Below are 14,495 nucleotides of genomic sequence, written 5' to 3'. Positions count from 1 at the left end.
CGCCGGACAGCATCTGGTACATCGGCGACCACGAGCGTGACATCGTCGCCGGGAACGCCGCCCACATGCCGACGGTCGCCGGTCGCTGGGGGTATCTCGACGGCGAGCGTCCCATCGAGGCCTGGGGTGCGACCGTGGTGATCGACCAGCCGACACAGATCGCCGACCTGCTGAACCTCGCCAGCCGGCCGGCAACGACTGCCCGGGATGTCGCGCCGTGAACACGCGGATTCACCGTCTGATTACCTGGCGGCCGCGGGCCTGGGTTCCGGCCCACGAGCTGCGTCCCTCGATTCAGCCGGCGTCACTCGCCGACCTGGTCGCCCACTACCGCGACGGGCTGCCGGTGCTGCGTCCGCGCTTTTTCGACCGGCTCGACCGGACGACACAGGCGCGCATCGACGGACTGATCACCGCCGCCCTGCTGGTCGATGGCTGGCTGGAGGCACCGACGGATCGGCGCAAGGGCCGCCCCATGCGCCTGCCGAGCGACGAATTGGCCGATTGCCGGGTCGAGGACGCCCACTTCGAGGAAAAGCGGGTGGACTTTGCCTTCCGACGCTTCAACGAACGCTTCGCCGGACAGATCCGCCGCGTGCTCCAGGGCGCCGCGCCCCTCGGCCGTCCCTGGTTCGGCGGCCTTCGCTACCGGCTGGCCATCGCCCGCATCGAGCAGGTCCTGCGCGAACGCCAGGTCGACCCGGCCCTGTGGTTCGAGGAGCGCCCTGCCCGCCCGGCGGTGACCCGGCTGGTCGCCACCACCCGCATTACCTGGCGGGTGCTCACCGGGCGCGGCTGACCGCCGTTGCCCCGCCCCGTCCGGGCATTCCTGATATCATGCCGGGCATGAATGCCACCGCCCCCGGAACCCCGGCGCGGCCCGCCGATACCCGCCTGCCCGACGCCGAGTGCGAGCGCCTGGCCAGGCCCGTCGGCAGCCCCTTCCGCCTTGCCAGTCTCAAGCTGCCGCCGGTCCGCCAGCGGGCGGTGACGGCGCTGCGCGCCCTGGATGTCTCGCTCGCCGAGATCAGCGAGACGATCAGCGAGCCGCAGGTGGCCATGTCCAAGCTCGACTGGTGGCGACAGGCACTGCTGGACATGACCGAGGGCCGGGCCGAACACCCCGTGCTGCAGTCCCTGCTCGCCGCGCTCGACGAACTCGGCCACGGGGCGGAGGCCCGCTCGGGCGACTCCTTCCTCGTCGCGAAGCTCGAGGAGCGGCTGGGGGCCACGCGGGTCGAGCTCGAGTACGAGGGCTTCGCCGCCGAGGAGGACCTGCAGGCGTTTCTCGACGCCCGCTACGGCAGCCTGTTCTCGCTCTATGCCCGCCTGCTGGGTGGCGAGGAGGAGATCACGCGGGCCGCGCAGACGCTCGGCCGGTGGCACGGGCGGCTGGAACGCGCCCGGTTGCTCGGCCGCCATGCCCGGGCCGGGCGGGTCTACCTGCCGGCCGACCTGCTGGCCGCCCACGGTCTCGACGAGGCCGACCTGTACCGGCCGCAGGCACAGGGGGAGCGCGAACGGCTGTTCGCCGCGGAACTCGAGCGCATCGGGGCCGGCCTGGGAGACTGGGACGGCAACGGGCGCCCCCCGCGGCTGTTCCGCATCCTGCGCGCGGTCGACCGCGAGCACCTCCGACTGATGCAGGCCGACCCGGGCGCCATCACCGAGGCACGCGTGGAGATCAGCCCGGCGCGCCAGTGGTGGCTGGCCTGGCGCGCCTCGTGGTAGGCCGCCACCCGACGCAATCTTACCGACGACAGGACCGCCGATGACATCCTCACCGAGTTCCGACACGCGCTTTGCCGGCCAGGTCGTGCTGGTCAACGGTGCGACCGGCGCGCTGGGCACGGCCACTGCCCAGACGCTGGCCGCGCGCGGGGCGACCCTGATCCTGCTGGGGCGCAAGCTCGACGCGCTCGAGCGGCTCGCCGACGACATCGTCGAGCGCGTGTTGCCGGACGTGCCCGAGGACGCCCGGGGCGAGCCGCCGCTGATCCAGCCGGTGGACTTCTCCGGGGCCGCGCCGGAAGACTACGAGACCCTGGCCTCGGGCATCGAGGCCGAGTTCGGCCGGCTGGACCTGCTGGTTCACGCCATGGGTACCTGCGGCGAACCCTCTCCCCTTGCCCAGGCCGACCTGATGAAGTTCCAGGAAAGCCTGCACGTGAACCTCACCGCCCCGTTCGCCCTGACCCGGAGCCTCTGGCCCCTGCTGGAGAAGGCTGCCGGCCCGAAGGTGCTGTTCTACACCGATCGCGGCACCGAGGCCTTCGGCAATGCCTACACCATCGCCCACGCGGGCCTGATCCGGATGATCCGCCAGTGGGCCGCCGAGGCACCGGGCACGTGGATCACGGGCTTCGATCCCGGCCCGGTGAACAGTCGCATGCGCCATGCCCGCTTCCCGGGCGAGACCGTCGAGGACCGCCAGCCGCCCTGCTCGGTGATGCCGGCCCTGCTCGACTGGCTGGAACACGGCGGGACGGGCGAAATCAAGCGCCTTTGACCACGCGCCCGTGCTCGCAGCGGGCCTGCAGCGGACACTCCGCGCAGGCCGGGCGCACCCGGCAGTAGGCCTTGGCGTGCTCGACCACCAGGCCGTGCCAAGCCCCCAGGCGGGCGGCGGTCGGCTCGCGGGTGTGGGCCAGCAACCGTTCGGCCATGGCATCGTAGGTCTGTCCCGCCAGTTGCTCGCGGCCCAGTCGACCGACCAGCCGGCGGGTGTAGGCATCGATGACCCAGACCGGCCGCTCGAAGCCGTAGAGCAGGACGTCGTCGGCGGTCTCCCGCCCCACCCCGTGTATCCCGAGCAGCCAGGCACGCAGGCCGGCCGTGTCCCGCTCGACCAGCACCTCCCAGCCACCTGCCCTCTCCCAGGCATCGGCCAGTGCCTGCAGCCGTCGTGCCTTGACGCGATAGAAGCCCGACGGACGGATCAGCTCGCCGACGCGCTCCTCGGGCAACGCCCGGATCGTCGCGGCATCGAGCGCATCGGCCCGCTCGAGGTTCGCCAGGGCACGCTCGACGTTGCGCCAGTTGGTGTTCTGGGTGAGGACCGCCCCGATCGCGATCTCGAAGGCTCGCTCCCCGCTCCCCCGGGCATAGCCCGCCGGCCACCATGGCATGTCCCCGGCAGCGTCGTCGCCGATCCGATGGGCATGCGCGTCGAGCAGCCGTTGCTCGACCCATTCCAGGCAGTCGGCCAGCGATTGGTCGAAAACCGGTTCTTTCTCGTCCATTCTCTTCCCTCCGGGCACTCGCTTTGGCGCCGGGACAACCACGGACCCACCATGCAGACGACGGAGGCAGGCCGATGAGCCAACCACAGGAAGCCATCTTCGCGGCGGGGTGCTTCTGGGGTGTCGAAGACCGTTTCCGGCAGCTGCCGGGCGTGATCGATGCCATCTCAGGCTACACCGGCGGTCATGTCGATCACCCCGACTACCGCCAGGTCTGCAGCGGGGAGACCGGGCATGCCGAGGCCGTGCTGGTCCGTTTCGATCCCGACCGGATCGGCTACACCGACCTGGTGCATGCCTTCTTCGCCATGCACGATCCGACCACCCCGAACCGGCAGGGGCCGGACGTGGGCAGCCAGTACCGCTCGGCGATCTTTCCCCTCGACGACACGCAGCGGGCGATCGCCGAGCGCGTCATGGCCGGGCACCAGGAAACCCTCGCGCGCCCCATCGTCACCGAGATCACCCCGGCCACGGCGTTCTGGCCGGCCGAGGACTATCATCAACGGTACCTGGAAAAGCGCCGCGCCCAGATGAGCTAGGCGCAACCCGACACGGAAAGCGAGGAGCAAGACATGCTGGAACTTCCCTTTGGCGGCCTGCTCGGCCTGATCATCCTGATTCTCGACATCTACGCCATCATCAAGGTGGTGCAGAGTGGCGCATCGGCCGGGATCAAGGCGATCTGGATCGTCGTCATCCTGCTGCTGCCGATTCTCGGCCTGATCATCTGGGCGCTGTTCGGACCCAAGGGATAGACCGATGGCCGGGAAATCCATCAGTACTCGCCGGGTCTACGACCCGCCGGGGCCGAACGAGGGCTATCGCGTGCTCGTCGACCGCCTCTGGCCCCGCGGGGTGAAGAAGCAGGACCTCCACCACGACGAGTGGCTCAAGCAGGTCGCACCGTCCGGGGCCCTGCGCCGATGGTTCGGCCATGATCCCGAACGGTTCGCCGAGTTCGAGCGCCGCTACCGCCACGAGCTGGAGGGCAACGCGGACCTCGATCACCTGGTCGAGATTGCCGAGGACCGCCCGATCACCCTGCTCTACGCGGCGCGGGACAGCGAGCACAACCACGCCCGCGTGCTCGCCGAGCTCATCCGCGAGCGGCTTGCGCTCAGGGGCTGAAGGAACGCCCGCACGAGGCCGGTCAGCCCCGCAGGCCGATCCCCTTGCGGAACAGGCGCAACGCGTAGAGATAGAGGATCACGATCCCGACCGCCAGGATGGCGTAGCTACTCCACACCGGCACGTCGCTGATTCCCAGCATCGCGTAGCGAAAGCCGTTGATGATGTAGAGAATCGGGTTGTAGAGAGAGGCCTGCTGCCAGAACTCCGAGAGCATGTTGATCGAGTAGAACACCCCGCCCAGATACGTCAGCGGGGTGAGCACGAAGGTCGGCACGATCGAGATGTGGTCGAAGTGGGTGGCGTAGACCGCGTTGATCAGCCCACCGAGGGAGAACAGGATCGAGGTCATCAGCGCCACGCCGAACAGGTTGAGCACGCTGTGGACCGAGAGCTCGGCGAACAGCAACGCCACCAGCGTCACCGCCCCGCCGACGGTCAGCCCGCGCGCCACCCCGCCGGCGGCGTAGCCGACGATGATCAGCCAGTTGGGCATCGGCGAGACCATCAGCTCCTCGATGTGGCGGGCGAACTTCGCGCCGAAGAACGAGGAGACAGAGTTGGCGTAGCTCTGCGTGATCACCGACATCAGGATCAGGCCCGGCACCAGGTACTGGATGTAGGGCACGCCGTCGATCTCGCCGATGCGCGGCCCGATCAGGTGGCCGAAGACCACGAAGTACAGCGCGGTCATGATCATCGGCGGCAGCACGGTCTGCACCCAGATGCGGCCGAAGCGCAGGATCTCGCGGGTCAAGAGCATGACGAAGGCGTTCCACGCACCCCGCGCGGTCAGGCCGACGGCCTTCTCGCCGGAGCCCTGCGGTTCGAATGCGTCGCTTTCGGAACGGATGCTCATGAACGGTCCTCGGCATTGGTGGAACTGGTGGCGGCATCGTCGTCCTGCACCAGGCGCAGGAACAGCTCCTCGAGGCGACTGGTCTTGTTCTTCATGCGCTCGATCACGATGCCGTGGCCCCGCAGCACGTCGAACACGCCGGTCAGCTCCTGGCCGCGGGTGAGATCGACCTCGATGGTCTCCTCGTCGACCAGGCGCGAGCCGACCACCGGCATCTCAGGCAGGGATTCGACCGGCTCGCGGGCATAGAGGACGAAGGTCTCCTGCGAGAGCTTGGCCAGGAGATTGCGCATGGAGCTGTGCTCGACGATGCGCCCCTCGTTGATGATCGCGATGTTGCGACACAGGGCCTCGGCTTCCTCGAGGTAGTGCGTGGTCAGGATGATGGTGGTGCCCTGCCGGTTGATCTGGGTCAGAAAGTCCCACATGCCGCGGCGCAGCTCGATGTCCACGCCCGCGGTCGGCTCGTCGAGGATCAGCATGCGCGGGCTGTGCACGAGCGCGCGGGCGATCATCAGCCGGCGCTTCATGCCGCCCGAAAGCGCCCGGGCCATGCCCTCGCGCTTGTCGTACAGGCCGAGCTGCTTCAACAGCTCGTGGGCACGCTTCTTCGCCGCGCGGCGGGTCATGCCGTAGAAGCCGCCTTGGTTGATGACGACCTCCTCGACCGGCTCGAACTGGTTGAAGTTGAACTCCTGCGGCACCACGCCGATCTGGGACTTCACCCAGGCGCGGTCGCGGTCGAGGTCGTGGCCGAAGACGCGTACCGTGCCCGCGGTCTTGTTGACCAGCGAGCAGAGGATGCCGATGGTGGTTGACTTGCCCGCACCGTTGGGGCCCAGCAGGGCGAAGAAGTCGCCCTCCTCGATGGCGAGCTCGATGCCCTTGAGGGCACGCGTGCCCCCCTCGTAGGTCTTCTCGAGCCCGTAGATCTCGACGGCATTGCTCATGTGATTGCTCGATGCCCGTGGTTGTTCGGATGATCCGCCCGGGTCAGCTTCCCGCGGACGGCAGGTGCCAGTGGTAGCGGATGCCCAGTCCGCGCACCACCAGCGTGACGGCGAAACCGAGGGTCACCGCGGCGATCGGCCAGTCCAGCCAGTGGGCGAACAGAACATAGACGATGCCCCCGGCCAGCGCGGCCGAGGCGTAGATCTCGCGGTGCAGCAGCAGCGGCGGCTCGCCGGCCAGCACGTCGCGGATCAGCCCGCCGAAGGTGGCGGTCATGATACCCATCATCACCGCGATCATGGGACTGGCGTCCATCGACAGCGCGATCTGTGCACCGATCACGCAGAAGGCGGCCAGGCCGACCGCGTCGGCCCATGGCAACCAGTTGGCGCGCTGGTGAAACGGCTTGCTGACGTAGAACGTGGCGATCGCCATCACCGCGGTGATCACGAGGTATTCCCAGTGGGTCAGCCAGAAGACCGGCCGATCGAGCAGGAGATCCCGCAACGTGCCGCCACCGATGCCGGTGACGGTCGCCAGGATCAGAAACCCCATCAGGTCCATGCGCTTGCGATCGGCCACCAGTGCGCCACTGACGGCGAACACCGCCGTCCCGAAGTAGTCCAATCCCTGCAGCATCTCGCCGATCATGCCCTTTCCCCAACCATGCGACCGCCCCCGCGGCAGGCGCAGAGGATAGCCAGTCCGACGCGGGCATGAAAGACCCGGGACCGGCGGCGACACCCCGAGCCGTCGCCGCGAATTAACCGACCATTCTACTTGGGGGAATCCGCTCCGGCGAGGCGCTAGACTTTTTTCGACGACGTCCTGGCGGCATCGCCGCCCACCACTGACCAGTAACAGCGACATGAACGACATCGACCACAAGCTCTTCGACCCGGAACTGATCCGGCGCTACGACACCAGCGGTCCGCGCTACACCTCCTACCCTACCGCGGTGCAGTTCCACGACGGGTTCGGCGAGGCGGACTACCGCGCCGCCGCGGCGCGCTCGAACGCCGCCGGGGGACCCCTGTCGCTGTACGTGCACATCCCCTTCTGCGACACGGTCTGCTTCTACTGCGCCTGCAACAAGGTGGTCACCAAGGACCGCGGCAAGGCGCGCCCCTACCTCGACGATGTCTACCGCGAGATGGCCCTGCAGGCCGAACTCTTCGACGACGGCCGCCCGGTCGACCAGCTCCACTGGGGCGGTGGCACGCCGACGTTTCTCTCCCACGACGAGATGCGCGAACTCATGGGGAAGACCGGCGAGCATTTCGCGCTCAAGACCGATGACACGGGCGAGTACTCGATCGAGATCGACCCGCGCGAGGCCGACGCCGCCACCATCCGCCTGCTGCGCGAGATCGGCTTCAACCGCATCAGCCTGGGCGTGCAGGACTTCGACCCCGTGGTGCAGAAGGCGGTCAACCGCGTCCAGAGCTACGAGGAGACCCGCGAGGTGGTCGACACGGCCCGTGCCGAGGCCTTCCACGGGGTGAGCATCGACCTGATCTACGGGCTGCCGCACCAGACGCGCGAGCGGTTCACCCGGACACTCGACCGGGTGGTCGAGCTCGATCCCGACCGCCTGTCGATCTTCAACTACGCCCACCTGCCGCAGCGCTTCAAGCCGCAGCGGCGCATCGCCTCGGACGACCTGCCCAGCCCGGCGGAAAAGCTCGAGATCCTCGGCTCGACGATCGAGTACCTCCTGGATGCCGGCTACGTGCTCATCGGCATGGACCACTTCGCCAAGCCCGACGACCCGCTGGCGATCGCCCAGCGCGAGGGCAGCCTGCATCGCAACTTCCAGGGATACTCCACCCACGCCGAGTGCGACATGGTGGCGATGGGCGTCTCGTCGATCAGCCAGGTGGGCGGGGCCTTCAGCCAGAACGTCAAGGATCTCGACGGCTACCACGACGCGCTGGCCGCCGGTCGCCTGCCGATCGAGAAGGGCCTGGTGACCAGCGAGGAGGACGCGTTGCGCCGCCACGTGATCACCGAGCTGATCTGCCACTTCCAGCTATCGATCCCGGACGTCGAGGCCCGCTTCGGCATCGACTTCCCGACGCATTTCGCCGATGCCCTCGCCGAGCTGAAAACGATGGCCGACGACGACCTGCTGCGTCTCGAGGCCGACCGGATCGTGGTCGAGCCCCGCGGGCGGCTGCTGATACGCAACATCTGCATGGCCTTCGACGAGTACCACGGCACGCTCGACGGGCAACGATTCTCGCGGGTCATCTGAATGACTGCCCCGAGGCTTCACGGACTCCAAAGGACGGTCCCCCCAACGGGGGCCGAAAAGCATGACGACAACAAAAGCAAATCACCAGAGGAGGAGTCATGACCGAGAGGGAGCTGAGCGGACGCGAACGCGAACTGCTGGAATCCGAGATCATCTCGACCCGTACCGATGAGCGGGGACTGATCAAGTTCATCAACCCCGTGTTCACCCGGGTGACCGGGTACACCAAGGAAGACGCGCTGGGAAAGCCGCATAACCTGATCCGGCACCCGGATGTCCCGCGGGCCGTCTACTACCTGCTGTGGAGCCAGATCAAGGAGAAGCGGGACCGCTTCTTCGCGGTGACCAAGAACGTCTGCAAGAACGGCGATCACTACTGGACCATCGGCTATTTCCAGCCGGAAATCGGGGCAGAGGGCGAAACCACGGGCTTTCGCTCCACCCGTCACGGGCTGCATGAGCCGACGCTGAAAAAGGAATTCGACCAGCTCTACCGGCAGGTGCGCGAGGAGGAGCTCAGGCATCCCCGGCCGAAACAGATCGAGGCCGGCCTCGAGGCCCTGAACAAGTGGCTGAGAAAGAAGAACTACGACGACTACGAGTCGTTCGCCAGGCGGTCACTGTAGGGCGCCTCGAAAAACCCGCTGCCATCGGCCCGCCATTCGGCGGGCCGCGTCGTTCCGGGGTGGCCGGATCATCCGCTGGCGGTCGGCCGCCGGCCATCGCGGCGCTCCCGCGACCGTGGGGCGTGCGCAGGGCCTGGTGGTGCACGCGCGGCCGGGGCAGACCCGGATCGATGGGCCGCGGGGAGAGCCGTCCGGGATGACTGGCAAGACACGCCCTGAATATGCATACTGGCTGCATATTAGGTAACCCGCCACCCCGGGAGCGCACGCCGTGCAGCTCAACCAGCAGACCGACCTCGCCTTCCGCATCCTGATCTACCTGGCCAACCAGCCGCGCTGGCTGGACGGGGACACGGGGAGCGCCGAGGCGCATGCCCGGCCGAAGATCCGGGAGATCGCCAGCTACTACGAGGTCTCCTACAACCACCTGATGAAGGTCGCCAACCTGCTGGCCTCCCGGGGCCATGTACGCGCCCATCGGGGCAAGGGCGGCGGCCTGGAGCTCGCCCGCGCCCCCGAGGCCATCTCGCTCGGCGAGGTGGCACGGGACGTGGAGTGCCACTGGCACCTCGTCGACTGTTTCGGCGAGGGCTCCCGTTGCCCGATCCAGAATGGCTGCCGGCTCGCGCCGATCCTCGGCGAGGCACTCGAGGCCTTCTGGGCGGTGCTCGACCGCCACTCGCTCGCCGACATCGCCCGGGTAGCCGGTGCACAGGTGCCCATCACCTTTCATCGACCGGACGCCCCAACCCGCTCCCGAACCCGCGGGAACTGATGTCGACACGGGCCGGCCGCCGAATACCTGGACGATTCTTCCCTGGCGAAATCGTCTGCCCTAACCTGCCCGAAAGACCGCCATGGCGCCGCGGGAAGACCCTCGATCCGGGCGCTTCCGCGCTCCCGGATCCCCCGTCGCATCCCGCACCCCGGTTGAGCTTTGAGGGTCATGCTCTATAATGTTCGCTCACTTATACGGACCCGAACGCGGCTGGAAACGTAACGCGCACGGGCAAAAAAGCATGACGATTCACTTTCGTGAACCGCGCCTCGAGGACGGGGGTCGGATTCACCAGCTGATTCAGCGAGCGGGCACGCTCGATCTCAATTCGGCCTACCTCTACTTCCTTCTGGCGGACCATTTCCGTTCGACCTGCGTCATCGCGGAAAAAGGCGATGATCTCGTGGGCTTCGTGACCGCCTACCGCCTGCCGGACAACCCCGACACCCTGTTCGTCTGGCAGATCGGCGTCGACGCCTCCGCCCGCGGCCAGGGCGTCGCCTCCCGCCTGCTCAAGACCCTCGAGGAGCGCGACTGGTTCAGCGACATCAAGCGCATCGAACTGACCATCGCCCCCGACAACCCGGCTTCCAAGGCCCTGTTCACGCGGTGGGCGGAAAAGCTGGGGCGCTCGATCCGCAGCGAGCCCTACCTCTCCAGCGAGCTTCTCGGCGATGGCCACCAGCCGGAAGACCTCTACGTCATCGATCTCTGATCCACGCCGACGGCGGCCGCGATTCGTGTGGCCGGCGGCAGCGCGTGCGCCTATCATCTTTTTCACTTTTCACGCTCAAGACGAGGACCTGTGATGAACATCGACCTGTTCGAGAAATACGAGTCCAACGTTCGCGGTTACATCCGCTCGTTCCCGACCATTTTCGTCAAATCCAAGAACGCCACGATGTGGGACCATCAGGGCAAGGCCTACATCGACTTCTTCGGTGGCGCCGGCTCCCTGAACTACGGCCACAACGATCCAGCCATCAAGCGGGCGATCATCGACTTCATCGAGCGTGACGGCGTCACCAACGCGCTGGACAAGGCGACCGACGCCAAGTACCTGTTCATCAAGAAACTGCAGGAAACCATCCTCCAGCCGCGCGATCTCGACTACAAGGTGCAGTTCGTCGGCCCGACCGGCACCAACGCCGTCGAGACGGCCCTGAAGCTGGCGCGCAAGGTCAAGGAGCGCTCGAAGATCGTCTCCTTCACCAACGCCTACCACGGCCACACCCTGGGCGCGCTGGCCGTCACCGGCAACGAGTTCTACCACGACGATTTCTACGGCGTGCCGCTGAACGTCACCAAGATGCCGTACGACAACTACTTCGACCCGACGGGCGAAGGCCAGATGGACAGCATCGACATGATGCGCCAGTACTACGAGGACGCGAGCTCCGGCTATGACCTGCCGGCCGGCATCGTGGTCGAGACCATCCAGGGCGAAGGCGGCATCAACGTCGCCTCGGTCGAGTGGCTCAAGAAGCTCGACAAGATGTGCAAGGACCTCGACATCCTGCTGATCGTCGACGACATCCAGGTCGGCAACGGCCGCACCGGCAACTTCTTCAGCTTCGAGCGCGCCGGCATCCAGCCGGACATCGTCACCATCTCCAAGTCGATCGGCACCGGCCTGCCGATGGCCATCGTGCTGATGCGCCCGGACATCGACCAGTGGTCGCCGGGCGAGCACACGGGCACGTTCCGCGGCAACTCGCTGGCCTTCGTCGCCGGCGCGACCGCCCTGGAGCGCTGGGAAACCGACGAGTTCTCCAAGGAGATCCTGGCCAAGGGTGAAAAGGTCGAGAAGCGCTTCAATGCCATCGCCGAGCGCCACCCGGACATGATCCACGGCGTTCGCGGCCTGGGCATGATCTGGGGCCTGCACTCCGAGCACGCGGATTTCTGCAACGAGATCTCCGCCGAGGCGTTCAAGCGCGGCCTGCTGGCCGAAACCGCCGGCGCCGACGACCAGGTCATGAAGTTCCTCGCCCCGCTGACCATCAGCGAGGCCGAACTGAACCAGGGTCTGGACATCCTCGACGAGGCCGTTGACGCCGCCGTTGCCGCGCGCAAGGGCTGATATCGCCGACACACCGTGCCCGTCCCGCCGGGGCCGGGCCTGCTAAACCAGTCACGGAGTCAAACATGCTCGTACGTTATCTCGACCGGGACATCATCGGAACCGACCGTGAAGTCGAAGCGGAAAACGGCAACTGGGTCAGCCGCCGGCTGATCCTGGCCGACGACAAGGTCGGCTTCTCCTACAACGACACGATCATTCGTGCCGGCACGGAGACCTACATCCATTACCAGAACCACATCGAGGCGGTCTACTGCGTCGGTGGAAACGGGGAAATCCACGACATCAACAACGATGTCACCTACCCGATCCGCGACGGCATGATGTATCTCCTCAACGATCCGGCAGCCGACAAGCACTACCTGCGCGGCGGCAGCGAGGACATGCGCCTGATCTGCGTGTTCAACCCGCCGCTGACCGGCCGTGAGGTCCATGACGAAAACGGCGTCTACCCGGCACTGAGCCTCGAAGACTGATCGCCGGGACCCGGATCCCGGAACGAAAGAACCCCGACCTGTTCCGCAGGTCGGGGTTCTCTTTTGGTGCTGGAAATGCCGGTCAGGCGTAGGCCGCTTCCCGACCGAAGTGACGCGTGAGCAGGTAGTAGACCACGGCACGGTACTTGTGCCGATTGGAGCGGCCGTACTGGTCGAACACCTTGTCCAGCGCGGCGTCCAGGTCGGGGCCGTCCGTCAACCCCAGCTTCTTGATCAGGAAGTTCTTCTTGATGCTTTCCACCTCGTCCGGATCGCTCGCGGCGACCACCGAGGCATCCGCGTTGTAGACCGCCGGTCCAAGGCCGATGACCACGCGTCCCAGCAGGTCCCGATCCGGCGTCTCCCCGCATTTGTCCCGAATTTCCTCGGCGTACTTGTCGATCAGCTCGTCCCGACTGCTCATTGCGATTCCTCCGCAGCGTTGAGAAAACGCCGAGCGAATCACTTGCCGCGATCCCGCGCGATGTCGTCCACGACATGGCGCGAGTCATGCCTGGTGACTCGTCCGACGTTTCCCTCGGTCAACCCGCCGTCACTCCACCATGGAGATCCGTTCGACGGGCTCTGGGGCTTGAATTAGGCCACTCGCAGGGGAATTGCAAGATCGGAGATCAGTCCGGCTTCTCACCGGGATCGAAAAGACGTTGGCGGTTGACCTGCATGATCAGCACCAGGGACTGCGCGGGATCCCCTTCACGGCTCGCTTCCTTCGTATCCACCACCAGGCCTTCGATCTGCTCACGAATGCCCATCGACTCGTCGGCAAATGGCCGCTCGAGGAGCAACGTGACCCCGCCGCTCCGCCAGGACTGCGGCAACTGCTGCAGGTAGCGAGGCACGATCAGCGCCACCCGATCCTTGGCAAAGCGGTCGACGCGCGCCTCCTGGATCCGGTGGCTGGTGGCGCCATCGAGAGATGAGATAAGGAGCGTCTCCGGGCGCGGATTGCGCCCGTTGCGGGCGTCAAGGCTCAAGTCGTCCGCGCCGACCTCCCGAAGGTATTTCTCGGCGGCGCGGATCTGTTCCTCGGAGTACAGGTTCGTGAGCTTCATCGTCGACCAGGGATCTCGTTACTTGAGTCGAGGCTCCCTCTCGATCAACGCCCGGTCCTTGGCGTGGAACCCTAACTTTACGTGCTATCGGGCTTCATGTCGCTAAATGGTCATAAAAATCGGACATTTCAAGACATGTCGGCGCGAAAAGTACCCGGGAGAACCCTTGCCGACTCACGGGTGCCTCCCGGGATCGGCCAGCGGCCGGACCAGGGCCAGCGGCGCTCCCGCTCCGTCACGAGGCCAGAGGCGCCAAGCCGGATCGCGCCATCGCGGTCCGTGCGCAACACCCGGGCGTTCGCCGTCTCCCAGCGCGCAACCACCTCGGGACGCGGGTGATCCCAGCGGTTGAGGAACCCGGCACTCACCACGGCGACCTCCGCTCCGACCGCCTCGACGAAGGCCGGGCTGGACGAGGAGGCAGACCCGTGGTGCGGGACGAGCACCATGTCCGCGGCGAGGTCCGCGTTTCGCACCAGCCACTGCTCGGCCGCCGCCTCGATATCGCCGGTGAGCAGCAGGGAACCGGACCGCCCCTCGACCTTCAGGACGCAGGAGCGATCGTTGTCCGAGCGCAACGGTGCCTGAAGCAGGGTGAACGTCACCCCGTCCCGTCGCCAGCGCCGGCCGTGCGGGCAGCCCGGCACCTCGTTTGCCCCGATGCCGAAACCGGCCTTCTCCGGGCCGACGATCCTTGCCCGGGGAAAGCGAGTCCGGACAGCCGCCAGGCCGCCGGCATGGTCACCCGCTGCATGACTGACGACGATCCGGTCCAGCCTCGTGACGCCGAGCGCCCTGAGCGTCGGCAGGACCACCGCCTCGCCGGTGTCGAATTCGCCCCATCGGGGGCCCGCATCGTAGAGCAGGTCGTGCCGGGCGGTACGCAGCAGGACGGCCGAGCCCTGCCCCACGTCCATCACCAGGGCCTCGAAATGTCCCGCCGACGGCCGGCTCGGCGTGACCACCAGCGCCGGGCTGAGCCCCGCCAGGAACAGGGTGATCAGCGACAGCGGGGTAAG

The 14,495-nt window shown here is 66.9% G+C and carries 20 protein-coding genes; 13 read left to right on the top strand and 7 right to left on the bottom strand.

The genetic code is table 11. The annotated features are described in order from the left end of the window. The 4 genes from ACLFMY_RS06040 to ACLFMY_RS06025 form a co-directional block, all read left to right on the top strand. Positions 1–221: HAD family hydrolase (locus ACLFMY_RS06040; protein WP_410763701.1), on the top strand; the 221-nt coding region annotated here is incomplete at its 5' end. Next, entirely contained in the window at positions 218–799 is a 582-nt protein-coding gene (locus ACLFMY_RS06035) for a hypothetical protein (RefSeq protein ID WP_410763700.1), read from the top strand. The genes ACLFMY_RS06040 and ACLFMY_RS06035, both read left to right, overlap by 4 nt. A gap of 47 nt (positions 800–846) precedes the next feature. Next, a complete protein-coding gene (locus ACLFMY_RS06030; RefSeq protein WP_410763699.1) occupies positions 847–1,731 on the top strand; it encodes a phytoene/squalene synthase family protein in 885 nt (294 codons plus the stop codon). 40 nt (positions 1,732–1,771) lie between these two features. Beyond that, positions 1,772–2,509: an SDR family NAD(P)-dependent oxidoreductase gene (locus ACLFMY_RS06025; protein WP_410763698.1), complete on the top strand. Its 738-nt coding sequence runs from the start codon at positions 1,772–1,774 to the stop codon at positions 2,507–2,509. On the opposite strand, the gene ACLFMY_RS06020 is transcribed toward ACLFMY_RS06025, so the two are convergent. Beyond that, positions 2,496–3,128, bottom strand: coding sequence for an endonuclease III domain-containing protein (locus ACLFMY_RS06020; protein WP_410763702.1), 633 nt, complete (start codon positions 3,126–3,128; stop codon positions 2,496–2,498). The genes ACLFMY_RS06025 and ACLFMY_RS06020 overlap by 14 nt on opposite strands. Positions 3,129–3,316: 188 nt before the next feature. Between ACLFMY_RS06020 and msrA the strand changes: the two genes are divergently transcribed. From msrA to ACLFMY_RS06005, 3 genes are read left to right on the top strand one after another with little or no spacing between them, the layout of a single operon-like run. Continuing rightward, positions 3,317–3,784, top strand: coding sequence for a peptide-methionine (S)-S-oxide reductase MsrA (msrA, locus tag ACLFMY_RS06015; protein ID WP_410763697.1), 468 nt, complete (start codon positions 3,317–3,319; stop codon positions 3,782–3,784). Between the two features lie 33 nt (positions 3,785–3,817). Then, complete coding sequence (locus tag ACLFMY_RS06010) at positions 3,818–4,000, top strand: PLDc N-terminal domain-containing protein (protein ID WP_410763696.1); 183 nt, start codon at positions 3,818–3,820, stop codon at positions 3,998–4,000. Between the two features lie 4 nt (positions 4,001–4,004). Next, a complete protein-coding gene (locus ACLFMY_RS06005; protein ID WP_410763695.1) occupies positions 4,005–4,373 on the top strand; it encodes a DUF488 domain-containing protein in 369 nt (122 codons plus the stop codon). Between the two features lie 22 nt (positions 4,374–4,395). Here ACLFMY_RS06005 and ACLFMY_RS06000 read toward each other — a convergent pair whose 3' ends face one another. The 3 genes from ACLFMY_RS06000 to ACLFMY_RS05990 are packed head-to-tail and all read right to left on the bottom strand — an operon-like array spanning position 4,396 to position 6,834. After that, complete coding sequence (locus ACLFMY_RS06000) at positions 4,396–5,232, bottom strand: ABC transporter permease (RefSeq protein ID WP_410763694.1); 837 nt, start codon at positions 5,230–5,232, stop codon at positions 4,396–4,398. Continuing rightward, a complete protein-coding gene (locus ACLFMY_RS05995) occupies positions 5,229–6,182 on the bottom strand; it encodes an ABC transporter ATP-binding protein (protein ID WP_410763693.1) in 954 nt (317 codons plus the stop codon). The genes ACLFMY_RS06000 and ACLFMY_RS05995 overlap by 4 nt, the downstream gene beginning before the upstream one ends. 43 nt (positions 6,183–6,225) lie before the next feature. Continuing rightward, positions 6,226–6,834 carry a trimeric intracellular cation channel family protein gene (locus ACLFMY_RS05990; protein ID WP_410763692.1) on the bottom strand — a complete coding sequence of 203 codons (609 nt, stop codon included), beginning with the start codon at positions 6,832–6,834 and terminating at the stop codon, positions 6,226–6,228. Between the two features lie 217 nt (positions 6,835–7,051). On the opposite strand from ACLFMY_RS05990, the gene hemN reads away from it, so the two are divergent. The 6 genes from hemN to ACLFMY_RS05960 all read left to right on the top strand — a co-directional run bounded on the left by hemN (position 7,052) and on the right by ACLFMY_RS05960 (position 12,403). After that, entirely contained in the window at positions 7,052–8,440 is a 1,389-nt protein-coding gene (gene hemN / locus ACLFMY_RS05985; protein ID WP_410763691.1) for an oxygen-independent coproporphyrinogen III oxidase, read from the top strand. Positions 8,441–8,538: 98 nt separating this feature from the next. Beyond that, the gene (locus ACLFMY_RS05980) at positions 8,539–9,066 is read left to right on the top strand and encodes a PAS domain-containing protein (protein ID WP_410763690.1); all 528 of its coding nucleotides are present in this window, start codon (positions 8,539–8,541) and stop codon (positions 9,064–9,066) included. 271 nt (positions 9,067–9,337) lie between these two features. Continuing rightward, on the top strand, positions 9,338–9,841 hold the full coding sequence (locus tag ACLFMY_RS05975; RefSeq protein WP_410763689.1) for an RrF2 family transcriptional regulator: 504 nt from the start codon (positions 9,338–9,340) through the stop codon (positions 9,839–9,841). Between the two features lie 244 nt (positions 9,842–10,085). After that, positions 10,086–10,559: a diaminobutyrate acetyltransferase gene (ectA, locus tag ACLFMY_RS05970; protein WP_410763688.1), complete on the top strand. Its 474-nt coding sequence runs from the start codon at positions 10,086–10,088 to the stop codon at positions 10,557–10,559. Positions 10,560–10,652: 93 nt separating this feature from the next. Further along, entirely contained in the window at positions 10,653–11,927 is a 1,275-nt protein-coding gene (gene ectB, locus ACLFMY_RS05965; protein ID WP_410763687.1) for a diaminobutyrate--2-oxoglutarate transaminase, read from the top strand. Between the two features lie 65 nt (positions 11,928–11,992). Then, the gene (locus ACLFMY_RS05960; protein ID WP_410763686.1) at positions 11,993–12,403 is read left to right on the top strand and encodes an ectoine synthase; all 411 of its coding nucleotides are present in this window, start codon (positions 11,993–11,995) and stop codon (positions 12,401–12,403) included. Positions 12,404–12,485: 82 nt separating this feature from the next. Here ACLFMY_RS05960 and ACLFMY_RS05955 read toward each other — a convergent pair whose 3' ends face one another. From ACLFMY_RS05955 to ACLFMY_RS05945, 3 genes are all read right to left on the bottom strand, one after another. After that, the gene (locus ACLFMY_RS05955) at positions 12,486–12,827 is read right to left on the bottom strand and encodes a DUF2853 family protein (protein ID WP_410763685.1); all 342 of its coding nucleotides are present in this window, start codon (positions 12,825–12,827) and stop codon (positions 12,486–12,488) included. A gap of 208 nt (positions 12,828–13,035) precedes the next feature. After that, positions 13,036–13,476, bottom strand: a complete 441-nt coding sequence (locus tag ACLFMY_RS05950; protein WP_410763684.1) for a hypothetical protein — start codon at positions 13,474–13,476, stop codon at positions 13,036–13,038. A gap of 128 nt (positions 13,477–13,604) precedes the next feature. Continuing rightward, positions 13,605–14,495: ComEC/Rec2 family competence protein (locus ACLFMY_RS05945; protein ID WP_410763683.1), on the bottom strand; the 891-nt coding region annotated here is incomplete at its 5' end.

Origin of the sequence: Guyparkeria sp. (assembly GCF_046545975.1) — a bacterium.
Classification (GTDB): Bacteria; Pseudomonadota; Gammaproteobacteria; order Halothiobacillales; family Halothiobacillaceae; genus Guyparkeria.
Note: the sequence above shows the minus strand (reverse complement) of the source record. Positions and strands in the feature narration are given on the sequence as shown.